The following is a 24187-nucleotide window of genomic DNA, read 5'->3' as shown; positions in this document are numbered from 1 at the left end:
GCATGCGCAGACGAAGAACTACCTGAAGACACCCGACAATATCCGCGAAACGGTGGAGTATAACGATTCGCTGAACGTTTATTACATCGGACAGAAGATGGGCGATTCGTACCTGAGTGTGCCCACGCTGATGACACCCGAGGAGTATCGTCAGTATGTTGAGAAACGTGCCTTGCACGATTTCTTTCACAAGAAAAACGAAGAGAACACCCAGAACGCTGGTAAGGATAAGTTCGACCTGATGGATATGCACTTCGACCTGGGACCGGCCGAGAAGATTTTCGGTCCTGGTGGTGTGCGTATCAAAACCCAGGGTACCGCCGAACTGAAGATTGGTGGTAACATCAAGAAGATTGATAACCCCTCATTGCCCATCCGTAACCGTAAAACTACCTCGTTTGATTTCGACGAGAAGGTGAATCTGAACCTGAACGGAAAGGTGGGCGATAAGGTGAACATGAACCTGAACTACAATACCGATGCCACGTTTGATTTCGATGCCCAGAACCTGAAATTGAAGTACGAGGGTAAGGAGGACGAGATTATTAAACTGGTCGAGGCTGGTAACATCACCTTCCCCAGTAACAACTCGTTGGTAAAAGGTGCCAGCAGTTTGTTTGGTGTGCGTACCGATATGCAGTTCGGACGACTGAAACTCCAGACCGTGCTCTCGCAGAAGAAATCATCATCCAAGAGCGTCTCATCGAAAGGTGGCACACAGACCACTGCTTTCGAACTCGATGTGGCCGATTACGAGGAGAACCGTCACTTCTTCTTGTCGCATTACTTCCGCAACCGCTACGATCAGGCCATGAGCACCCTGCCAAACCTCACTACCGGTATCGAGATAACCCGTGTGGAGATTTGGGTAACCAATAAGACCGGCACCACCTCGAATACCCGTAACATTGTGGCGGTAACCGACTTGGGTGAGGGTTCGCAGCGTGTGCCTGATAATGCCGCTAACAACCTGTATAACACCCTGACTACCCAGTATGCCGATGCGCGTGATATCGACCAGACCAATAGTGTGCTGGCTGGTATGCCCGATTTTGAGAGTGGGCGCGACTACGAGAAACTGGCCAGTGCCCGCTTACTCACCTCGTCCGAATACACCGTTAACAAGGCCTTGGGTTATATCTCACTGAAGAGCGGACTCCAGACCGATCAGGTGCTGGCCGTGGCTTACGAGTTTACTTTGGGTGGTGTGACCTATAAGGTGGGCGAGTTTGCCGCAGATATTACCGAGACCTCCAAGGCACTCTTTGTGAAGTCGCTGAAGAATACCTCGAATAATCCTTCGCAATCCAACTGGAAGCTGATGATGAAAAACGTGTATTATCTGGCTTCGAAGGTCGAGAAAACCAAGTTCCGTCTGGACATCAAGTTCCAGAGCGATACCGCAGGTGTGTATCTCACCTATATCCCCGATCAGCGTGTGAAAAACACAACGCTCCTGAAGATGCTGGGTTGCGATCGCCTGGATAATAACAATAAACTGCATTCTAATGGCTACTTCGACTTTGTTGAGGGCTACACCATAAGCGATGGTCGTGTGTTCCTGCCTTCTGCCGAACCCTTTGGTGACTACCTGCGCCAGCAGTTGAAGAAGAACGGTTTGCCCGCATCCGAGGCCGAGAAGTACGTGTTCAGCGAACTGTACGACTCAACCAAGACGGTGGCCAAGCTGATTGCCGAGAAGGATAAGTATATGCTGGTGGGCCAGTATAAAGGCTCGTCGGCCAATGTCATCTCGTTAGGTGCCATGAACGTGCCTCACGGCTCGGTGGTGGTTACGGCAGGTGGCATGGTGCTGACCGAAGGTTCCGATTATTCGGTAGATTATTCGGCTGGCGAGGTAACCATCCTGAACCAGAGCATCATCGATGCGGGCACCAACGTGAACGTGTCGCTCGAGTCGGATACCGAATACGGTATGCAGCGCAAAACCATGTTAGGCGTCAACTGGGAGTACGAACTCTCCAAGAGTCTCACTATCGGTGGTACACTGATGCACCTGAGCGAGCAGGCACTTACCTCGAAGGTAACCATGGGTGAGGAACCCTTGAGCAACACCATCTGGGGTCTGAGCGTAAACTGGAAACAGGAGAGTCAGTGGCTCACTACCATGCTCAATAAGATACCTTTCCTGCATGTAAAAGAACCCTCGCACATCTCGTTTACAGGCGAGTTTGCCCAGTTGATAGCCGGTCGTGCCCGTGGCACGCAGGACAACGCCTCGTATGTGGATGATTTCGAGAATACCAAGAGCTATCTGGATATGAGCAACCCCAAGGAGTGGACACTCTCGAGTGTGCCCTCGATGTTTGTGGAGAGTGCTGATAAGACCGGTGTTTCGAGTGGTTATAACCGTGCCTTGTTGGCGTGGTATAATGTCGATCCCATCTTTACCCGTCGCAGTTCTACGCTCACCCCTGCCCATATCAAGAGCGACCTGAATCAGCTTTCCAACCACTATGTGCGCGAGGTGTACGTCAAGGAACTGTATCCTAACCGCGACCAAAGTACCTATAATGGCGCCACCTCAACACTGCCCATTCTTAACCTGGCTTACTACCCCCAGGAGCGTGGTCCTTACAACCTCTCGTTGGGACTTAACAGCGATGGTACCCTGCAACAGCCCGAAACCAAGTGGGGCGGTATGATGCGTAAGATTGATACCAACGACTTTGAGCAGGCCAACATCGAGTATATCGAGTTCTGGTTGCTCGATCCGTTCATCTATACCCGCGAGCAGGGTAGGGCTTCGGATTATGCTGGCGACCTGTATTTTAACCTGGGTGAGATATCCGAGGATATCCTGCGCGATGGCAAGAAATTCTACGAGAGCGGCATGCCCGTGGATGGCAGTAACAATTTTACCACCACTCAGTGGGGAAAGATACCCGTGCAGGCCACCCAGACCTATGCTTTTGCTACCACCACCGGCTCGCGTAAAAAGCAGGATGTGGGTTACAATGGATTAACGGATGAAGAGGAGCAACAGTATGGTGCCTACCACGATTGGTTGAATGCTGTGAGTGGTGTGGTAACCAACGACAGCACCCTACAGGCCTGGCTACAGGACCCTGCAGGCGACGATTATCACTACTATCGTGGCACCGATTTCGACAACGAGCGCAAGAGCATCCTCGAACGCTACAAGCGTATCAACAACCCTCAGGGCAACTCACCCGAGACCGAGGACCAGACCGAGAGTTACGATACCAGCTATAAGAGCGGTCCCGATGTTGAGGATATCAACCAGGACTACACCCTGAACGAGTACGAGCGCTACTACCAGTACAAGGTGCGTATCAGTCCCGAGATACTCGAAGCCTACCGTAATGGTGTGCCCCCTGCCGATTGCTTTATCACCGATATGCGTACCAGCAGGGTCAAGTTGCGTAACGGCGATACCACCAGCGTTAACTGGTACCAGTTCCGCATCCCCCTTACCGAGTACGAACGCAAGGTGGGTAGCATCAGCGATTTTACCAGTGTGCGCTTTATGCGTATGTTTATGACGGGCTTCCAGAAGCCTATCGTATTGCGTTTCGGTTCGCTCGACCTGGTACGTGGCAAGTGGCGCGTATATAAGCAGAGCTTAGGCACAGGTGCCGAGGGTGGAACCATCGAGGTGAGTGCCGTGAATATCGAGGAGAACAACGATAAAACACCCGTTAACTACGTGTTGCCCCCAGGCATCAGTCGTGTTACCGACCCCTCACAGCCCCAGTTGGTTGAGAACAACGAGCAGTCGCTCGATATGGTGGTGAAGGATTTGCAGCATGGCGAGTCGAAGGCCGTTTATCGTAACATGAACCTCGACCTGCGCCAGTACAAGCACATGCAGATGTTTGTGCATGCCAACCACCTGGTGCCCGATGCCACCCAGTTGCAGAACGGCCAGTTGGCTGTGTTTGTGCGTATGGGTAGCGACTATAAGAATAACTACTACGAGTACGAGATTCCCCTTCAGCTCACCCCCGACCGTAGCGACTATAGTAAGTATGCCACGGCCGATCGCCGTATGGTGTGGCCCGAAGAGAACATGCTGGATATCAATCTTGATGTGTTTACCAAACTGAAGAAAGCCCGCAATCAGGCCAAGGCACAGGGTATCGGTAGCTTTAATCAGGTTTATAGCGAGCCCGACCCTCGCAAACCCAACAACACGGTACGTGTGCAGGGTAACCCTACTCTGGGCGAGGTGAAGGTGATGATGATTGGTGTGCGTAACATCTCCGACCAGGTGAAGTCGGGTGAGGTATGGGTGAACGAGCTCCGATTGATGGATGCCAACAACAATGGCGGTTGGGCGGCATCGGGCACCATGAACGTGCAACTGTCTGATTTCGGTACCGTGAACCTCTCGGGCCGATACATCAGCGATGGCTTTGGTGGACTGGAGGAGAGTGTGATGCAACGCTCTACCGACACCCAGAAGGAATACTCGTTTACCGCCCAGTTAGAGTTGGGTAAGTTCTTCCCCGACAAGGCCAAGGTAAGTGCGCCATTGTACTACTCGGTGAGTCACGAAGAGGTGCGCCCACGTTATAATCCGCTCGATTCGGATATGCGCCTGAGCGATGCCTTGGAGAGTGCCGCCAACCAGCACGAGCGCGACAGCATCGAGAGTATTGCCGTTACCAAAACACGTAACACCAACTTCGCGCTGTCGAACCTGCGCTGGGGATTGAAAACCAAGCGTCATCCTATGCCTTACGATCCCGCCAACTTCTCGTTCTCGTACAGTCATGCCCATCGTAACACCTCGGGTAAGACCACCGTTTACGAGCGTGAAGACCAGTGGCGTGGCGCCCTGAACTACGCTTACTCGCCCGTGTATAAGACCTGGGAGCCGTTTAAGAAACTCAAGGGTAAGTCGAAGTGGCTCAACTTCCCCAAGTCGATAGGTCTGAACTACCTACCCCAGAGCATCTCGTTCAATACCGAGATGACGCGTAACTACTACGAACTGCAGGAGCGCGACCTGGAGAGTCTGGAGAATCAGAACCTGCCACTTACATTCTCCGAGCAGTTCCTGTGGAACCGTGATTTCTCCCTGCGTTGGGACTTTACCAAGAACCTGCATTTCACCTTCCAGTCGGCCACCCGTGCCGAGATCGAAGAGCCCTATACGCCGATCAACAAGGACCTGTATCCCGATCAGTATGTGGCGTGGAAGGATTCGGTAAAACAGAGCATCCGCAACTGGGGTACACCGCTCGATTACCAGCAACAGGTAACCGCTTCGTACCAGTTCCCGCTCAACAAACTACCCATCTTCGATTGGGTGAATGCCGACGCCTCGTATAGCGGTCGCTACACCTGGGTGCGTGGTACCGAGTTAGAGGATGGCACCAGTCTGGGTAACACCATCACCAGCAACCGTCAGGTAAACATGAACGTGGCGCTTAATTTCGTCACCCTCTATAACCACATCCCCGCTCTGCAAAAGGCCAACAAGAGCAACAAGGGGCCCCTGCGTGTGCTCATGATGCTGCGTAGCATGAATATCAGCTATCGCACCCAGTATTCGATGTTGTTGCCTGGCTTTATGCCCAATGTGGGCGATATGTTGGGTCAGAACCGTACTGATGGATTGCTGACACCAGGACTGGATTTTGCTTTCGGACTGATGGGCGATGGCTATATCGATAAGGCCCTCGGTCGCAACTGGCTGTTGCAGAACGAAAGTGTATCCACCCCTGCCAATATCAACACCAGTAAGGATCTGCAGATAAAGGCGGTACTCGAGCCTATCCGCGACCTGAAGATCGATCTCACCGCCTCGCGTACCGATACCCGCGCCAAGAGTGTACAGTATATGTACGATGGCATGCCCACCACCTTGAGTGGTACGTTTAATATCACCACCATTTCTTTGCGAGGGGCACTGGCAGGTATGGGCAATGCCAACAACGGCTATCGTTCGGCCGCTTTCGACCATTTCCGCGAGCTCATCCCCGAGTTCCAGCAAAGGGTAGGCGAGGAGTATTCACCCCAGGTGCTTATCCCGGCTTTCCTGTCGGCCTATACCTCGGGTGCAGGCAAGTCGCTGGCCATCTTCCCGTCGCTGGCCCGCTTGTTACCCAACTGGAGTGTGCGTTATGGCGGACTGTCGAAACTGGCCTGGGTAAAGGAGCATCTGAAGAGTCTGAATCTGAACCATGCTTATAAGAGCATTTATAGTGTGGGTAGCTACGTCAACACCAGCTACTCTACCGTGAGCATCAACGAGGCCTTCTCGCCCTTGCTGGGTGTGGATGCTACCTTCCAGAACGACCTTACGGCAAAGCTGGAATACCGCACCACCCGTGTGCTCAACCTCTCGATGACCAGCATTCAGCTCAACGAGTCGCTCAGTAAGGACTGGGTGGTTGGTCTGGCTTATAAAATCCGCGATTTTAATCTGTTTGGTGCCAAGGGCAACCGCACCATCAGCAAAGCCCAGAACCCCCGCAAAAAGAATGCAGGCGATAGCCAAAATGTTCAAAACACAAAGCTCCAAGTTCAAAGCAGAAAGACCGGTGTTAACCACGACTTGAACCTGCGCCTTGATATCTCGTTGCGCAAGCAGGCGGCCATCACCCGCGATATCGCCACAGGTGTGTCATCAGCATCCAGCGGTAACTCGGCCTTTAAACTCTCGTTTATGGCCGATTACACACTCTCGCGTTTGCTCACCCTCACGGCTTATTACGATACACAAACAAATACGCCGTTGTTGTCAAGCAATAGCTATCCCACAACGACGCATGATTTTGGTTTATCTATGAAGTTCTCGTTAACCCGATAAACTTTCTTACGGTTTCATAAATACAAAATATACGGCCATCACCAGACAGAGTGCTGCGGCGGCATGGTTCCAGTGCAGTTGCTCGTGCTGGAAACAGAAGTTGGCAATCACGGCAAACACAACCAGCGATATGCACTCCTGAATCACCTTCAGCTGTACAAGGTTAAACGGACCGCCATTGTCGATAAATCCGATGCGGTTGGCGGGAACCTGACAGCAGTACTCGAAAAAGGCAATCATCCATGAGAAGGCAATCACCAGATACAGTGGCCAGTTGCTCGAAATGCCCGACTGTTGCAGGCGCAGATGACCGTACCAGGCGAAGGTCATAAACACATTGCTCAGAATGAGCAGTAAGATGGTATATATTCCGTTTGTCATAATGTTTTAGAATGCTTTTAACTTAAATCCAAATACAAAATAAGCGTGCTCGCTGGATGGGTTGCCTGTTATCTGGGCAAACACGGGCAGACTGAAGTGGTCGGTAATCTTGATATCACGATCGGCACGCAGTGTCACATTATTTATAATAAAGCCCTCGGCATCGTAAAAGGTGGTGTAGAAGGGCACGGCACCTATTGTGGCCTGCCACTGGCAACCACCCAGCTTAAAGGGGGCTGTGGCCTCTACATAACTGCTGTAGGCACGATGATCGCAACAGGTAAAGCCATCGTTACCCGCAATATTGGTGTACCACTGTAATGCCAGCGGACCGAAGTCGTAACCTACGTTGGCCTCAATCACATGGTTGGTTGAGTGTGCATTGTAACGGAAATAGCGGTTCTGCGGGTCAAGACCCTCGTTAAACCAGTAATCGCCAATGCCGAAATTAAATCCACCGGTGGTGTATTTCAAGGCCACGTCAAACTCGCGTGTGTCGTTGCTGTCGGTCAGTCCTACGCTGCCCCATGCTTCGAGTGTTAATCCCCTGTAACTCACGGCCAGTGTGGGCTGTAGCGATACATGTCCCAAGTCCATACCACGCCAGATATACTGACTTACCACGTCGGCCTCTACGGTTGTTTCTACCTTGTCCTGCGCTTGGATGGTAGCGTTGCCAAAAAGACACGCAAAAGCAATAAATATGTACTTTTTCATCTCAATATTCATTTTTCGGCTGCAAAATTACAACATTTTGGCATAATTAAGCAAACTTTCGTACTTATTTAATTGCACAAATTGCTCGATTTGTGCACATTCGGCGTATTTTTGTGCATTTTATTTGGCTGTGTGCTCAAAAAAGTGTATTTTTGCAGCCGATTTTGAAATTTCATTCACATTATTAATAAATATGGCTTTAAAGATTGTTGTGCTGGCCAAGCAAGTGCCAGACACCCGAAATGTGGGTAAGGATGCAATGACTGCCGAAGGCACCGTAAACCGTGCAGCCCTTCCCGCCATCTTCAATCCAGAAGATTTGAATGCCCTGGAGCAGGCCCTTCGCCTGAAGGAGCAGAACCCAGGCTCAACAGTAGGAATCCTCACGATGGGTCCTCCACGTGCAGGTGAGATTATCCGTCAGGGATTATATCGTGGCGCTGATACTGGTTGGTTGCTTACCGACCGTCTCTTCGCTGGTGCTGATACCCTCGCTACTTCTTATGCGCTGGCTACTGCCATCAAGAAGATTGGCGATGTTGACATTGTTATCGGTGGTCGTCAGGCTATCGATGGTGATACCGCTCAGGTAGGTCCTCAGGTGGCTCAGAAGCTGGGTCTCAACCAGGTAACTTACGCTGAGGAGGTTCTCTCAGTAAAGGATGGTAAGGCTACCATCAAGCGTGTGATCGACGGTGGTGTTGAGACTGTTGAGGCTCCTCTGCCAGTTGTTATCACTGTTAACGGAAGTGCCGCTCCTTGTCGTCCCCAGAACGCTAAGCTGGTGATGAAGTACAAGCGTGCTACCTGTCCTATGGAGCGCCCTGCCGAGGGTACTGCCTACGACTATCTGTACGAGCAGCGCCCTGAACTCACACTCAACCAGTGGAGCGTGGCCGACGTGGATGGCGATGTAAACCAGTGCGGTTTGAGTGGCTCACCTACCAAGGTTAAGGCCATCAAGAACATCGTGTTCCAGGCTAAGGAGTCGAAGACTTTGACGGCTTCTGATGCTGATATCGAGGGAATGATCAAAGAATTGTTGGACGAAAAAATCATTGGATAACGAGATATGGCTAATAACGTATTTGTATATTGCGAAATTGAAGGTACTCAGGTACAGGAAGTATCTCAGGAGCTGTTGACTAAGGGTCGCAAGCTCGCCAATGAACTCAAGGTTGAGCTCCACGCCATTGTTGCCGGTACTGGCATCAAGGGTAAGGTCGAGGATCAGATTCTGCCTTACGGTGTTGACAAGCTGTTTGTTTTCGACGCTAAGGATCTGTTCCCTTACACCTCAGCTCCACACACTGATATTCTGGTTAACCTCTTCAAGGAGGAGCAGCCACAGATCTGTTTGATGGGTGCTACCGTTATCGGTCGTGACCTCGGTCCACGTGTATCGTCTTCACTGACCTCTGGTCTGACTGCCGACTGCACAGAGCTGGAGATTGGTCCTTTCGAGGATAAGAAGGCTGGTAAGACCTACGAGAATCTGCTTTATCAGATTCGTCCTGCCTTCGGTGGTAACATCGTAGCTACCATCGTTAACCCCGACCACCGTCCACAGATGGCTACTGTACGCTCAGGCGTAATGCAGAAGGCTCTGTACGATGGCGAGTGCCGCAAGGAGGTTGTTTATCCAGAGGTAAGCAAGTATGTTAGCCCCGAGGCTTTCGTAGTAAAGGTTCTGGATCACCACGTTGAGGCTGCTAAGCACAACCTGAAGGGCGCTCCTATCGTTGTTGCTGGTGGTTATGGTGTTGGCTCTAAGGAGAACTTCGACATGCTGTTCGAGCTGGCTAAGGTGCTCCATGGTGAGGTTGGTGGTAGCCGTGCTGCTGTGGATGCAGGCTGGTTGGACCACGACCGTCAGATTGGTCAGACAGGTGTTACCGTTCACCCCAAGGTGTACATCGCCTGTGGTATCTCTGGACAGATTCAGCACATCGCTGGTATGCAGGATTCTGGTATCATTATCTCTGTAAACAGCGATCCCGATGCTCCTATCAACAAGATTGCCGACTACGTAATCGTTGGCACCGTTGAGGAGGTTGTACCTAAACTGATCAAGTACTACAAGCAGAACTCGAAGTAAGATGAAAGCTTTAGATTATTTCCTCATTCTCTGTACCATCGTACTGCTCGGTATATCGTATTATCTGATGACGATCGACCAGCATGCAGGTGCTGCGATAGTAAACATCGGCGCTTATGCTTGCGGTATCCCCGTTGGTGCAAGAATAGGAGGTAGAATATATAAGAAGAATCAAGAAAACAAATAAGAAATTATGGCAAACTATTATAGCGATCATCCTGAGATCGGGTTCTACTTGAACCACCCCCTGATGGCTCGTATCGTTGAGCTGAAGGAAAAAGGCTTTGCTGATGCAAAGGAATATGACTATGCCCCCGTTGACCTGGGCGATGCCATCGAGAACTACAAGCAGATTCTCGACATCACTGGCGACGTGGCTGCCAATATCATCGAGCCAAACTCTGAGAGCGTTGACCTCGAAGGTCCACACCTCGAGAACGGTCGTATGATCTACGCCTCTAAGACTTACGAGAACCTCGACGCCACCCGTAAGGCTGGTCTGTGGGGTGTTTCTATGCCTCGTCGTTACGGCGGTTTGAATCTGCCTAACACCGTGTTCTCAATGCTGTCTGAGATGATTTCTTCTGCCGATGCTGGTTTCCAGAACATCTGGAGCTTGCAGAGCTGTATCGATACTCTGTATGAGTTCGGTAGCGAGGAGCAGCGCCAGAAGTACATCCCCCGCGTTTGCGCTGGTGAGGGTATGAGTATGGACCTGACCGAGCCCGATGCTGGTTCCGACCTGCAGCGCGTGATGCTGAAGGCTACCTTCGACGAGAAGGAGAACTGCTGGCGCCTGAACGGTGTTAAGCGCTTCATCACAAACGGTGATAGCGACATCCACCTCGTGCTGGCTCGTTCTGAGGAGGGCACTAAGGACGGACGTGGTCTGTCAATGTTCATCTACGACAAGCGCCAGGGCGGTGTTGATGTTCGTCACATCGAGCACAAGCTGGGTATCCACGGCTCACCTACCTGTGAGCTCACCTATAAGAACGCTAAGGCCGAGCTCTGCGGTAGCACACGTCTGGGTCTGATCAAGTATGTGATGGCTCTGATGAACGGTGCCCGTCTGGGTATCGCCGCACAGAGTGTAGGTGTTGAGCAGGAGGCTTACAACGAGGGTCTGGCTTACGCTAAGGAGCGTCAGCAGTTCGGTGATAAGATCATCAACTTCCCCGCTGTTTACGATATGCTCTCTCGCATGAAGGCTAAGCTCGATGCTGGTCGTTCACTCCTGTACGAGACAGCCGCTTACGTTGATATCTACAAGTGCTTGGAGGATATCGAGCGCGACCGCAAGCTCACTCCCGAGGAGAAGCAGGAACTCAAGAAGTACCAGCGCCTGGCCGATGCTTTCACACCACTGGCCAAGGGTATGAACTCAGAGTACGCTAACCAGAACGCTTACGATGCTATCAGCATCCACGGTGGTTCAGGTTTCATCATGGAGTACAAGAGCCAGCGCCTGTTCCGCGACGCACGTATCTTCTCTATCTACGAGGGTACCACTCAGTTGCAGGTTGTAGCTGCTATCCGCTACATCACCAACGGCACTATGCTCAACAACATCAAGGACATGCTGGCTGCACTGCCTGCTGAGGCTAACGCTGCTCTCAAGGCCCGTGTCGAGAAGCTCATCCCCGTTTACGAGGAGGCTCTCGCTGCTGTTAAGGCTCTCGACAATCAGGATGCTCACGACTTCCTGGCTCGCCGTCTCTACGACATGACAGCTGAGTTGGTAATGAGTCTGCTCATCCTCCGCGATGCTGCTAAGGCACCTGAGCTGTTCGCTAAGAGCGCTAACGTATATGTCCGCATGGCCGAAGAGGATATTCTTGGTAAGGCTGCTTACATCAAGGCCTTCCAGGTTGAGGACCTCGAGAACTTCCGTGCTAACGACGAGGAGACTGCTGAGTAAGCAATCCCTAAACGCTATTATAAATAGAGCATCCTGCATCAGGGTGCTCTTTTTTATTTGTTAATCTTCATTAACTATCGCAGGCGGCATTTTACTTTTTGCCCTCTCGGGTGTCAAACAAGTAACATAATAAACCTAACAATTGTTATAAATTTATGAAGAAAACTCTTTTATTAATGGCAGCTTTTGTGGCTGTATCGGCAAGCGCCCAAGTAACTGAAGACTTTAAGCCTGCAAGTACTAATCAGGAGGGAAAACAGTATCCCATGGTAAATTCACAGCGCATGGTTCGCGCTCAGATTTCGGCCCCCGAGGCTAATAGCGTCAAGCTTGATATCGGTGGTGTGAAGTACGAGATGAAGAAGGATGCTAACGGTGTGTGGACTGGTGAGTCGGCTCCACAGGACGAGGGCTTCCACTACTATCAGCTCAACATCGATGGTGCCTCAGTACCCGATCCAGGTAGCAAATACTATTACGGTGCCAGCCGTTGGGGTAGTGGTATCGACATCCCTGCTGCCGACGAAGACTTCTATACCGTCAAGAACGTGCCTCAGGGCTCTGTCAACGAGGTTTACTACTATTCATCAGTAACCCAGCAGATGCGCCACGGTTATATCTATCTGCCTGCTGAGTATTATGCTAATCCCACCAAGAAATTCCCCGTACTCTACCTGCAGCATGGTATGGGCGAGAACGAGACAGGTTGGGGCGCTCAGGGTAAGACAGGTATCATTATGGATAACCTCATTGCCGCTGGCAAGGCCGTGCCTTTCATCATCTTTATGGACAATGGTTTGAATGCCCGCAAGCCAGGCGAGCAGCCTCAGGGCTTTGGTGGTCCACGTCCAGGCGGTCCACGTCCACAGGGTGGAGCACGTCCAGCAGGTGGTCAGCGCCCCCGCATGAGCGGTGCCGACTTTGCTAAGATGGCCCGTCGCATGGGTGGTGCATTCGAAGAGGTGCTCATTAAGGATATCATCCCTATGGTTGAGAAAAACTACCGTGTGATTGCCGATGCCGATCATCGCGCCATGGCCGGTTTGTCGATGGGTGGTATGCAGACCCACGGCATCACGCTCAACAATCCTAAGACCTTTGCTTATGTAGGTATCTTCAGTGGTGGTACCATTGGTGCCGACGAGCTCACCGACGTGCCCGATTTCAAGGCTACCAACAAGGTGCTCTTTATGAGTGCCGGTGGTAAGGAGAAGGGCATGGCCGAAGGCGAGGGTAGCGTCATCAACGCCGCCGAGGGTCTGAAGAAGATAGGCATTAACGCCCACTCATACATCTCCCCCGAGACCGCCCATGAGTGGCAAACCTGGCGCCGCAGCCTCTACCAGTTCGCTCAGTTGCTGTTTAAGTAATCATAAACAGCACTTTTCTACGATTATCCTTGGGACGTACTGCCAAGTGCAACCATACGGCCCCATAACGATTCCTCTCAATCAGCAGTTCATCAAACTGCTGATTGTTTTTGTTGGCATAGTCTATCAATATGGCTGCATACTGTATGGCCTGTTCGTAGCCCGATGTGCGTATATCCACCGCGCACCCCGTTAGATGGTTCGAGTTCGCCGCCCCGCCAACCTTGCGATTAAGTTGAGGAGATCTGTACCCTGAGTTGATGATGATAGGTTGGGAGGACCTTTCTCGTAAAAACTCAAGCCATTGGCAGAGCTTGGTGAGGTTCGCTATCGCCTCATGACTGGGTATGTTATATACTTCAGGATATTTGCTCCTGGTAAACTCCCCGAGCACAAAATGCTCGGAGAGATTGGCATTGCTATTAAGCTGCACTATTTCCATAATAATGTTTAATGTTTAATCTTTAATGTTTAATGTATTTGTTACTGTGATACTGCGATTAACACATGGCACCAACCTTTCTGTAGATGGCCTTTGTGGTGCCGTTGTCAACAAACTCATCTGTCTTCTCAATCAGATGGTCTTTCATCAGACGGCTGATTTTTACACGTGCCACCGTGGGGTTCGAGATGGCAAAGCAAGTCATTACGTCGTCAACTGCAAACTCCTCGGGTAATCGGTTAAACCCATCGTACGTTTTCTGTCTTCGGTGGGTGGTAGTTAAAACATCACGCATCTGGTCGTCGAAGTATTTCTCGGCCATAGCCAAGAAGTAGTGGCGCTGACAGGCGTACTGTATGTTGACGATTAGCTCAGCCAACTTCAAATCCACCTCGTCGGTCTCAAACTCTCCGCAGTAGTAGGCACCATCCTGATGCATCTGTTCCCAATGGCGCATCACAATAAACGGGGCGGCAAAGTTTAGTCCGTGGTAGGCACAACGCTTCAGCAGCATCTCTTCGGCCTTCGAGTTGTTCTCCTTGGCATCGGCCATGCGACGTGCCGTCCAGTCGTACAGCTCATCCACAATCTTCTCTACACTCAGCACACCCTTCATACGGTCCAACTTCTCACCCCATTCCTTTAGTCGATGGTCGCTCTCACGGTCAACCACGCTTTCGCGGGTCATCATCTCAAAGTTAGTGGGAGGCAAGGGGATACAGGTTAATCGTGTGGCCAATCCCGATCCAAAGTTGCGTTCGTTTATTTTTGCCTTCAGGGCCAGTGGCGTGCCGGTATATATAAAGTTCCAGGTTACGCAGAAGTTCTCAATCACCGAGTCCATGTTCGAATAAGCCTGACCGTCCTCCTCGTTGTGGAAAGCTTTCAACTCCAGCGATTGCTTGTCAATCCAACTACCACCTTTCTGAATCGAGAGGGTATTGTCCAGCTCAGTATCAAAAGTGAGCATGTGCAACTGCATGGGCTCGCCATCCACCTCTTCAACCGCATTCACCATGTCCTGAATAAACTGGGCATTACTGGTGCGGGCAGGATGCACACGTACCACCACTTTGGGTTTCTTCGGTTTCTCCTTGTTGGCACCCTTGGTTTTCATCTGTTCGCGATAAGCGTTGATGGCATCCTTACCTATACGGTCGGCGGCGATAATCGGAGCTATCAGCAGTTTGTACAATCGGGTAGCAAAACTCTTTCCGCTGGCAGGATCGCCAATCACCATCACCTCGCAGTTCAGGCGTCGCAATTCTTCTGGTCGATGATAAAAGCTGTATCGGCATCGCGTCATCAGTGTCATCATAAATCCACCACTCACAAACAAGGCCGAAGCATACTGGTTGCGTTTAAGTCCTTTGCACACATCGCGTAGTATCGGAAAGTCGTCAAATAATCTCTCTATCTGCTCTCCCCAATCCCACAGCCATTGGTCGATATCGTGTTCTGATTGTTCAGACGGATTCTTATTCCCCTCCAGCACACTCCGCATGGCTTTTGAAAGACCTTTTGGCGTTTCCTTGCAGGCACTCTCCACAATGCTGCGAACCTCCTCTTCGCTCAGTCCCAGGCGTGGCATAATCTCCATCAGCAACTGTCGGTTGTTGTCGCAAATGGCCCTCAAACTCACCGCCAACTGGTACAGTTTTACATTCCTTTCGCCCTCCTGTGGCACCCCTCCATTCTGCCGCCACCACTCATCAATAATATCCGAATACGCAACCCCTTTGAAAGATTTTGCTGTGACTGGCGTGACTAGGGACTGGTCCCTGTCGCAGAATGTGACTGGGCCCTGTCCCTTGTCACGCCTTTCGTTGGCAACAGTCGTGTCATCCATTGCTAAATCCTCTCTCGTAGCCTGGCTATGACCGTCTCGATATAGAGCAGTATATCGCTCAGCAAATTCCTTGTTCTCATACGTAAAAAGTTCTTTGTTTAAATACAAAATATCCGATTCCTTACAGATGAAGCTCATACGACTGGCATCCTTGCAACTCTCATCAACCTCCACCCCAAGCACCTTGGCCATAGCATGCTGGTTGTCGATGAGGTTGCCTACTGCCACATCAGCTTTAAATACAACTTTCAGCCCTTTCCCGCTAGGCGTTATATACACCAAAAGTATTCTCCCAGCCGCGTCTTTATTTATAAAGCCGTGTTCATCCGTGCCTAATCCCCATTGGTCAAATACCTCACGAGGTTTTTCGACATGGTCGATATCCATCACCACCAATCCCGTTAACTGGGTGGCACTCTGTTTGCGCCAGGCACCAGCTTTGCCCGCTTTCGATGTGGTCTCGTCGAACGTAGCCTGGAAGATAAACGCAGGCAGTTTTCGCTTCAACGCAGCATCACCAGTTTCACGATACTTATCAATGTTCTCGTTCCATTTTTCTGCCCTGACGAGGGCCCAGAACTGGGCCTCGTCAACCGGCAACGTAGGATTACTAAAGTTCTTCTGATAACAAAATCCCATGTTTAATCTTTAATCTTTAATCTTTAATCTTTAATGTTTCATGTTTCATGTTTAAAGTCAACAGAACTCTTTGAGTTCTAAATCAATCAGCGCATCGTTGGCCTGGGCCACATGGTTGTTAAAGATGGCTATGGTTTGCGCTGTTCCCAACGCCTGTGGCACACTCAGTCGCAGAATGTTGTTGCGAATACTCTGTTTAAGTGCTCCCCATGGCAGTTTCTTAATCAGTTTGGGTTTGGTTCGCTGGTAGTAGCCAGGCTGATACTTGGCCAGGTTGTAAGGCTTGAACGTCAGATGGTGTGTGTGCTTGTCGATAAACATAACGCCCTCAATGGTAAGGCCTCTCGATGCACGGTTCATAACTACGGTGATGTCCTGAATGTTGATAAGTTTCTTTTTCATAAGTTAGTTAAAAATCGATGTTATAAGTTTTATGTTCTTTTAAATAGTTATTTCGCATCTCTTCGATCGGGGTGGGGGTGATGTTGTAACCTTGGGCTATCCACCTTTGCTCGTCCTGCGCTATCTCCATGGCATAGCGCAGATAGGGTTTGGTATGAATGTTGCCATATGGTGTACCGGCGTTCCTCAGGGCATGGGTCATGCGCCATTTGTTGCAGTAACCTTTCTCGTTGTTACGGAACAGGGTGCAGATGCGGTTGCCCTCACCATCGTACATCTTCCACTTACATGAGATACAGCCCTTCTTGACCGTTATTCCCCTTTTGTTCTTCTTTGCTTTCATGCAGCGCGTTCTTTAAATTAAACACTTGTGATTTCAGTTCGTTTACCTCTTTCTGTAGCTTGCGCTCCAGACTTCCATCGCCCATAGCCTTCAGTATCGCATCGCGTCCATACTTGGTGGTCGGACTCTTTCGTCCCAATCCCACATGAATGCAAACACCCTTTACCAGATCTAACGTGTTAAAGTATAAATACTCCTTCTCGTTTACTGTCAACGCATAGCCGTTGGGCTTGGTTGTAACCGTGATTTTTTCTTCAATTTTTCTCATACTTGTTCGCTTTAATTTCTTTTTGACGATGCAAAGATATGATGAAATAAATAGGTGGTGGGGCTGATGCGTCAGTGCGTCAGAATCGCGTCGTTATTTGCGTCGATGGGCGATAAACAGCGTCAGTTATGCGTCAGAATCTGTTGCATCAGTAGGTTCCAATAGGTGTCGCAAAGTTCGGCCCATGGGTTATTATCCATGTCGTAGTAAGCCTCCAGTCGGTCTTCGTAGGTCACACATCTACCAAAGTTACTCAGTGTACGTTCGCCTATCTGTAGCTCCCCGGGCCACCAGTCGCGGGTAAGGTTCATCATCAGTCGTGTAAATCGGGTTTTGCTTATTCGTCCATTCAGTCTGTCCTTGATCACCAGGTAGATACCCGCCCAATCGGTTTTCGAGCAGAATAGGTTGCGGTGATTGGTTAGCAGTAGCTTCAGACTGTTGGTTACTACCAGTTCCCGACCTTCCTGGTTCATGGCTTTGTATCGCTTCCTTGCCACATCGGCGTGATGGGTTTGGTCGCAGGTAGTGCCCTGTCCCATCTCCTTGGCTATGGGGATAGGTACCACGTGGTAATAATCACGTATCTCGTTTACCTTATATATATAGTTGCGGATACCATGGTTAAGGCCATGCGCCATCAACGAAAATAGATAAGGCTTAGCCGATTCGTAACATCCTGCTGTTTTAGCCATGCTAATCAGCAGGTCTTCGGGGATAGTAGCCCCGTCGTGCCAAATGTACTGCACTTCATTGTTGTTCTGCTTCATTGTTGTTAAAGTTTAAGAAACAGAATGGGCCCATGCCTGTCTCAGGTTTTTAATTATTGTTGTGCTCAGCGGCCGCAAAAATATAGCATCCGGCTGATATGCGCAAATAAAAAAACTGATTATTTCGGCCGAGTGCCGATTTGACCAGAATAGTTGTGATAAGTTCAGAAAAGTTAAGCGTTTTGGTGTGTTTAGATGACTGCTTCCTTAATCTGTTTGAATCTGATGTAGGCGTTTTTGTAGAGTTCGTATTTCTTGTATCCGTGATAATTTGGGTTGGTATAAGTGCTATACTGCTCTTTTGATACCAGATGACCACAGTTAAACACCGTAATAAAATCGTTGTAGCTTGGTTTTACTATCACCCCCGCATCCATAGCCGCTCGTAGTCCGCACATCAGCGCTTTCCTGTCTTTCCTGCCTTTGGTAAGTTCGTAGAGCAACGATATAACCATGCTGGCTTTGCGTTGGTCGGTTAAGGCGCTGGTAAACAGTTGTGCTGCTAATAGGGCATTCTCGTCATACTCATGTTTCATCGCGTCGCATGTACCAAACTGAAGGTTGAGTGAGTCTTCAAGTTGCTGGTTGATAATAGCACAAGCCGACATCAGGGCAAAGTTATCGGTTTGCTTGATGAAGTTGTAATCAGAACCTATAAATAATTGATGACTCGACAGACTATGGTTAAGCCCTCTGCACAGTATCTTCACCACGTCTTCAACCCTATCAAATGCACGCTCGTTATCCTCAACATAGAAACAAGTACCATCCTTTCTACTGACTATGACGATAACTGTAAAGAATCGGTCTTCCCAAGGCCGTCTTTTCCAGAATTCTTCGTCATCACTATCTACGTACCTGTTTGCTAGTTTAAGCACGGCTATGCCATCCTTGGGTTGGTATATGTATTTGTGCGAATAGATGTGGTTGCCGCTTTTGTCAGTGAATAGTAATTTTTTGTTCTGTCGTAGGAAGTCATCTCGCGTCACTGTCGCCAGGACTTCCTGTGGTTGAAAACCATCGGGCTGGGCGTACCATTTCTCGCTGCTTGCTATCCTGAATGGGCATATGTAATATTCCATATTGCAAAGGTATTGCAAAATTCTTAGATATACAAGATTTATGCGCGATTTTTGTTCTTATATATCTTTTTCCACGCAGTATCACAGTAACATAAGGATACTGCGAGTAGGTTAGGCGGCGATAGGTGGTAATATATATAATTATAGCATTATAAATATTATATATATTTAATATATATAATATTCAATATAGCCAGTTTTTCTGCAGAACAGGCAAAATCGGTTATGTTACTGTGATACTGCGTGCCTGGAACGAGGTGGCACTTATCTCATCGATATCCGTTAGATCGTAAATCACGAAGTTACGGATTGTGAGCGATGAAGTGGTAGCTGATTTTTGTTAACACTGTTTAACTAAGTGGAGGCCTAAAAAGTTTGTAGATTACATTCTATAGTAGTACCTTTGCATCGTCAAACTTAATAATTAACCCATTTAAAACCTTTTACACATTATGGCAAAGATCTTTTATCTGTTGAAGCAAAACAACATCAAGAATTCGAAGATTTTCGGTAAGTGGTTTGCCCACAGCAAGACCGTCGAGACGCTGAACACTCGTAAGATGGCCAACCACATCGCCGAGCACGGCAGTATCTACACTCCCGACGTGGTGTTCGGAGTGCTGGAGAAGTTCCGTAGTTGTCTGTTGGAGATGCTCCTGAACTCCAAGCGCGTCAAGATCGACGGTCTGGGCATCTTCTTTACCACCTTGGAGAACGAGAAGGGTGGTGCTCTGAAGAAGGAGGACTTTTCACCTCAGAAGAACCTGAAGGCCCTCCACATCCGATTCCTGCCCGATCAGGAGGCCGAGACCAACATCTCAAGCCGTGAGTTCATCAAGAAGGCCGAGTTTGTAAATGCCGAGGCGTTTGCTGGCCAGCTTATCGAGGATGATAAGCCAGGTAATACCGGTGGCGGCACTCAGGGTGGCAATACCGGTGGCGGTGGAAACACTGGCGGTGGCGGCAATACCGGCGGCGGTGGCCACGAGCCCATTGGCGACTAATGGTTGGGGCACAAGCCCCACCATTTTTACCATGAAACACAAAGTATTAACCATATAACCTAAACCATTATGACAAAGAAAGAAACACTGAAGTTCATCGTCCAGATGATTGCATCCATCGCTACAGCCATCGTAACCGCCCTCGGCGCCACCAGCTGTGTAGGATCGTAGAGCATCCACCCCCAAGTATCAAATCGCAATAGGCCAAAAACCTGTTGCGATTTTTTTTGTGCCTTTTTGTTTATATTCCAGAAAAAGTTGTATATTTGCAGCGATGACTTTCTAAATACAAGTATATGGAACAGAAAAGAGTGACGCCGGAGCGGATAACGGAGCTTGGTGAGAACGAGGTGTTTGTGTTTGGTAGCAACCTGGCTGGGGCGCATGGTGGCGGGGCTGCCTTGTTGGCCTATCGTAAGTTTGGTGCTATCTGGGGGCAGGGCGTTGGTCTGCAAGGGCAGAGCTATGGCATACCCACCATGCATGGCGGTGTTGATGCCATCAAACCCTATGTAGATGAATTCATCGAATTCGCCAAAACCCGTCCCGACCTCACGTTCTTAGTAACCCGCGTAGGTTGTGGCATCGCTGGCTTCACCAACGAGGAAATCTCCCCCCTCTTCGCCAAAGCTCACGAAGTCCCCAATATCGTCCTCCCCGCAGGTTGGTAAATTTTTCCCTAAATATTTGCAAAGTTCACGTTTTTCTTCTTATCTTTGCCGCAGAAATATAAAGGTAATGCGAAGACCAGAGATTGTAGAACGAATAAAACAGACCATCAAAAAGACCGAGCCCACGGCAACGGCAATTCTGTATGGGTCTGAAGCACGAGGTGATGCTCGTGCCGATAGCGATATTGATGTGCTCGTTCTACTTGAGGGGGAAGCTAGAGACTTAAAAAGAGAGGAAGCTGTGTCAGGAGCCCTATATGATCTTGAACTCAGCACAGGTGTTCTCATCAGTCCTATGATTATGCTTCGCAGGCAATGGGAGAATCGCCCATTCAAAACACCTTTCTATATTAATGTAATGAACGAAGGAATTACGTTATGAACGAAACTCTTGATGCCCCAAGCCGCGATGCGCTTGTACAGTACAGACTTGATCGAGCTGACGAGACGCTGAAAGAAGTGGAGATTCTTATGTTTAATTGGCCTCTCGATCCATAATCCTTTGTTCTTCAATCTCATCAGCTTCCATTTCGCATTTAATGTCCATCCGCACCAAATAGAGGTCGTTCAGTATGGAATGAAGATAAGTAAGTAAATTGGGTATTTCTGCCATGAAGGGCACGGTATGACTGGCTTCGGCATACATCTTATTAGTAACGCAGTCGATCGTGTATACAGTAACGGCATCATGCTCCTGATTCACTTTGTTTACAACCTCGCGTAGTTGGTTTACTTTATCCATGTCGTTTAGCGCCACATTGTATAGGCTATAGTGGTTTTCTAATAACACTTTCTTTGTTACTTCGAAAAAGGTTGCACGATACGTTTCCGTCTGGTAATCAAAAACGATGCTTTCACAACGCGATTCCTCGTCCTTCCATGGTTCGTAATCGCACCCCATTTCCCTGATGGTTTTAATAAACAAGTCTTTGGTTTGGGTAGATTCGATGTCTATAGGTTGCCATTTGCCTGACTTCTCATTCTCGTTATCTTTCTGTAGAGCTTCGTTCACCATCTCGTAAATACGTATCAACTCTTGAAGTTCAGAACGCAGGTAGTCCTCGATATTAGGAATCTCCTCTATGAATAGTATTTTTCTGCGATAATAAGTAAATTTTACCGTTGTTGAGATAACTACATCACTGTTCCTGTTCACCTTGTTGATAATCCTCCGCATCCTTAAGGCTTCCTCGGCATCGTGAAGTTCTTTCCAGTCCATATACTCCAGGGTTATGTACCTACCTCCCTTATCTTCTTCTGCTTCAAAGTCCATATCCTGGTAGTCAAACCAGATGGTATCTTCGTAGTTGTGGCTCTCATACTTGATACCCATATTAATGAGTGTATTGAGAAAAAGCTCCTTTGCCGAATGTATTCTTTCCATCCCTAAACAGTTTTATTGCGCAAATATACATATAAATTTGAAAACACCAATAGTAATCTCATTTTTTTGCAGCATAAATTTATGTCAGATTGTGCACCACAAGCCTTGTGAAATACACATTTCTCCAAAAATTCTCGTAAAAGTTTGTTTGGTTCAGAAAAACTCGTTATCTTTGCAGTGTCTTCATACCGAAGCCCCGCTTGCGGGTGGGTCTGTTTCTGGGTGGAGACCTATATATAGGATAGGCGTTACTTGACGCTTTGTACTTGACCTTTCGGAATCTGGCAGTTCCAAACTAACAGTCGAGGAATCAAAGCAACAATGACGCCCATGGGTATGTAATATCCTACATCGGTTATGCTGACAGCCATTATTGGCTTCAAGCAGAAAGGTGTGTTTATATACATATCGGCGTGGGCTTCGGCGTTGCTCGTTCTGACTGTTAGGGCGATGCCAGAGCCTCGGAGGGTGGGACGAGTAACAAGGAGATTCCCACGCTTCTTTTATATGTAGTAACCAATTACAGAAAATCGCCAAGTTCTGGGATTCTCCTTGGATGATAGTATACTAATGTGAAGCAATTAGAAAGGGCAAGTATTATACGTATTGTTTCTGACATGGTAAAAGCTGATGCCATCATTGATATGCAAGAAATTGTATATCTTAATTGCATTCGTCAAAAATATAATATTAAGCACGAGGATGAGGTTGTCGCAGAAACGATAACTTTAGCAGAGGCTTTTCAAACTTTAAATGATGCCTCCGTTAGCTTAAAACAAGATTTATGGGGTGACTTTAAAGGTATGGTGCTTTCTGATAATGCGTGTTCGAGGGAGGAAGCTTTGTTTTTAATTGCGATAGTGTCATGTCTTTCTGAAAGATTTCCAAATAATTCTATGGTTTATTCCGTTGAACTACCTGAGAATATTAAGCTTGATAACTCACAAGTATTATATGTTGAAGGTGAATATTACAAAGAAACAAATCGTGAGATATTGGTTCACTATCGTGAAATATTAAATGAGTTGCGACTTATTGGATTTAACTTTGTTTATATTCCAAAAGTTGGTGAACATTATAGGGCTCTAGCACAAGAAGATTTGCATACGCTTATTTCCTTTCTTTACCCTTCTGCAACAACAGCTCAGATAGAACTTTTTGCAAAGCAATTAATGGCACTTAGTACATCTGATTTCTGTAAGAACGAGATCGTTGGAAAGATGAAAATGGACGGTCTTGCTCATTCTCTTCCATCGATTATGTTCAGAATAGGCATATCCTCTATTAAAGGTAGAAATATTGATAACTTCCTAGTAATGTCTATTGAAGAAGAAGCATTGGTTGCGGTTCGTCGTTTCGTTGATACCTTTGTTTCAATGTATAAACCTCGTATTCTAAATCCTGTTTACGAGGGGAAACAACGTTTTGTATATAATGGTTTTTATAAGCAAATATTTGATTCTTTTATATATAAAAAAGGAATAAGAAGTAGTGTTGTAATAGATTTGATGCATGGAGATATTCTTTTGCCAGAAGCGGATAGTAAAATTACTGGTTTACATCGTCGCGAAAAAGCCTTGTATGCACTTTTTTTATTAGAGTCATCAAGTGGAGGTATTAATTTCAATAAGCCTAACGGGGTGAAGTCTTTAGATAAGTACAAACATCGTATTGCCGCTATCCAGCGAAAATATGAAATAATATATGAAAATTTTGGTGGAGAACGTACAAAAGCCCCTCAAATAGAGTTGCCAGAGAATCGTCTACCTATGATTAGTCTTATTAAAAGACAATTTCGACAGTTAGGCGACTTGCTAAATCAGGCTGATGACTATTTGGTTCAGCGTAATATGTTCGGTAATTATTGTGTGACTATTCCAAAAGAACTCTGCTTGTGTTATGATCCTGTAACAGCAAGAGTATGTTCTTTCGAAGAGTCTGATTTCTGGGGTCGATTGCTTGCTATGTAATATTGCATGGATTCTTCTTCAATCTATTGATATACACTTGCAAGGTTGCAACAATCCAGATGTTTATAATT

The 24187-nt window shown here is 48.2% G+C and carries 20 protein-coding genes and 1 pseudogene; 11 read left to right on the top strand and 10 right to left on the bottom strand.

The genetic code is table 11. The features are described from left to right. Nucleotides 1-22: 22 nt before the first annotated feature. Nucleotides 23-6805: pseudogene (gene sov, locus PRU_RS10535) on the top strand (T9SS outer membrane translocon Sov/SprA); the annotation flags it as partial. 6 nt (nt 6806-6811) lie between these two features. Here the strand turns inward: sov and PRU_RS10530 are convergent. Next, complete coding sequence (locus tag PRU_RS10530; RefSeq protein ID WP_013065301.1) at nt 6812-7186, bottom strand: DMT family protein; 375 nt, start codon at nt 7184-7186, stop codon at nt 6812-6814. A 6-nt stretch (nt 7187-7192) separates the two neighbouring features. Next, nucleotides 7193-7915, bottom strand: a complete 723-nt coding sequence (locus PRU_RS10525) for a TorF family putative porin (RefSeq protein WP_013063487.1) — start codon at nt 7913-7915, stop codon at nt 7193-7195. 181 nt (nt 7916-8096) lie between these two features. On the opposite strand from PRU_RS10525, the gene PRU_RS10520 reads away from it, so the two are divergent. From PRU_RS10520 to PRU_RS10500, 5 genes are all read left to right on the top strand, one after another. Further along, nucleotides 8097-8969: an electron transfer flavoprotein subunit beta/FixA family protein gene (locus PRU_RS10520; protein WP_013064028.1), complete on the top strand. Its 873-nt coding sequence runs from the start codon at nt 8097-8099 to the stop codon at nt 8967-8969. 6 nt (nt 8970-8975) lie between these two features. After that, a complete protein-coding gene (locus PRU_RS10515) occupies nt 8976-10001 on the top strand; it encodes an electron transfer flavoprotein subunit alpha/FixB family protein (RefSeq protein ID WP_013065223.1) in 1026 nt (341 codons plus the stop codon). A 1-nt stretch (nt 10002) separates the two neighbouring features. After that, on the top strand, nt 10003-10188 hold the full coding sequence (locus tag PRU_RS10510; RefSeq protein ID WP_013065651.1) for a hypothetical protein: 186 nt from the start codon (nt 10003-10005) through the stop codon (nt 10186-10188). A 6-nt stretch (nt 10189-10194) separates the two neighbouring features. Then, nucleotides 10195-11922, top strand: coding sequence for an acyl-CoA dehydrogenase family protein (locus PRU_RS10505; RefSeq protein ID WP_013063855.1), 1728 nt, complete (start codon nt 10195-10197; stop codon nt 11920-11922). Between the two features lie 155 nt (nt 11923-12077). Next, complete coding sequence (locus PRU_RS10500; RefSeq protein ID WP_041386122.1) at nt 12078-13292, top strand: alpha/beta hydrolase; 1215 nt, start codon at nt 12078-12080, stop codon at nt 13290-13292. Here PRU_RS10500 and PRU_RS10495 read toward each other — a convergent pair. From PRU_RS10495 to PRU_RS10465, 7 genes are all read right to left on the bottom strand, one after another. Beyond that, a complete protein-coding gene (locus tag PRU_RS10495) occupies nt 13285-13734 on the bottom strand; it encodes a YcbK family protein (RefSeq protein ID WP_013065405.1) in 450 nt (149 codons plus the stop codon). The two genes, PRU_RS10500 and PRU_RS10495, sit on opposite strands and share 8 nt — an antisense overlap. A 58-nt stretch (nt 13735-13792) precedes the next feature. Beyond that, entirely contained in the window at nt 13793-16222 is a 2430-nt protein-coding gene (locus PRU_RS10490) for a BT4734/BF3469 family protein (RefSeq protein ID WP_041386120.1), read from the bottom strand. Between the two features lie 57 nt (nt 16223-16279). After that, a complete protein-coding gene (locus PRU_RS10485) occupies nt 16280-16624 on the bottom strand; it encodes a hypothetical protein (RefSeq protein ID WP_013063000.1) in 345 nt (114 codons plus the stop codon). Nucleotides 16625-16631: 7 nt separating this feature from the next. Further along, nucleotides 16632-16967 (bottom strand): hypothetical protein, encoded by a 336-nt coding sequence (locus tag PRU_RS10480; protein WP_143040024.1) that lies wholly within the window; start codon nt 16965-16967, stop codon nt 16632-16634. Beyond that, entirely contained in the window at nt 16909-17235 is a 327-nt protein-coding gene (locus tag PRU_RS10475) for a hypothetical protein (protein WP_013064224.1), read from the bottom strand. Before PRU_RS10475 ends, PRU_RS10480 begins: the two co-directional genes overlap by 59 nt. Before the next feature lie 122 nt (nt 17236-17357). Further along, complete coding sequence (locus tag PRU_RS10470; RefSeq protein ID WP_041386118.1) at nt 17358-18005, bottom strand: hypothetical protein; 648 nt, start codon at nt 18003-18005, stop codon at nt 17358-17360. A 191-nt stretch (nt 18006-18196) separates the two neighbouring features. Beyond that, nucleotides 18197-19087, bottom strand: a complete 891-nt coding sequence (locus tag PRU_RS10465) for a hypothetical protein (protein ID WP_041386116.1) — start codon at nt 19085-19087, stop codon at nt 18197-18199. Nucleotides 19088-19539: 452 nt separating this feature from the next. Here PRU_RS10465 and PRU_RS10460 point away from each other — a divergent pair, with 452 nt between their 5' ends. The 4 genes from PRU_RS10460 to PRU_RS10450 all read left to right on the top strand — a co-directional run bounded on the left by PRU_RS10460 (nt 19540) and on the right by PRU_RS10450 (nt 21144). Beyond that, a complete protein-coding gene (locus PRU_RS10460; protein ID WP_013063062.1) occupies nt 19540-20091 on the top strand; it encodes an HU family DNA-binding protein in 552 nt (183 codons plus the stop codon). A gap of 69 nt (nt 20092-20160) precedes the next feature. Further along, a complete protein-coding gene (locus PRU_RS16135) occupies nt 20161-20262 on the top strand; it encodes a smalltalk protein (RefSeq protein ID WP_013064575.1) in 102 nt (33 codons plus the stop codon). A 125-nt stretch (nt 20263-20387) separates the two neighbouring features. After that, nucleotides 20388-20762, top strand: a complete 375-nt coding sequence (locus PRU_RS10455; protein ID WP_013063173.1) for an A1S_2505 family phage non-structural protein — start codon at nt 20388-20390, stop codon at nt 20760-20762. 67 nt (nt 20763-20829) lie between these two features. Beyond that, the gene (locus PRU_RS10450; RefSeq protein ID WP_013063913.1) at nt 20830-21144 is read left to right on the top strand and encodes a nucleotidyltransferase domain-containing protein; all 315 of its coding nucleotides are present in this window, start codon (nt 20830-20832) and stop codon (nt 21142-21144) included. A gap of 93 nt (nt 21145-21237) precedes the next feature. Here the strand turns inward: PRU_RS10450 and PRU_RS10445 are convergent, their stop codons facing one another. Further along, nucleotides 21238-22146, bottom strand: a complete 909-nt coding sequence (locus tag PRU_RS10445; RefSeq protein WP_041386114.1) for a hypothetical protein — start codon at nt 22144-22146, stop codon at nt 21238-21240. A gap of 572 nt (nt 22147-22718) precedes the next feature. Between PRU_RS10445 and PRU_RS10440 the strand changes: the two genes are divergently transcribed. Then, the gene (locus PRU_RS10440; protein ID WP_013063005.1) at nt 22719-24116 is read left to right on the top strand and encodes a hypothetical protein; all 1398 of its coding nucleotides are present in this window, start codon (nt 22719-22721) and stop codon (nt 24114-24116) included. Nucleotides 24117-24187: the final 71 nt, after the last annotated feature.

The organism is Xylanibacter ruminicola 23, from assembly GCF_000025925.1.
In the GTDB taxonomy this organism is placed as follows: Bacteria; Bacteroidota; Bacteroidia; order Bacteroidales; family Bacteroidaceae; genus Prevotella; species Prevotella ruminicola.
This window is presented reverse-complemented; position numbering and strand designations above follow the sequence as displayed.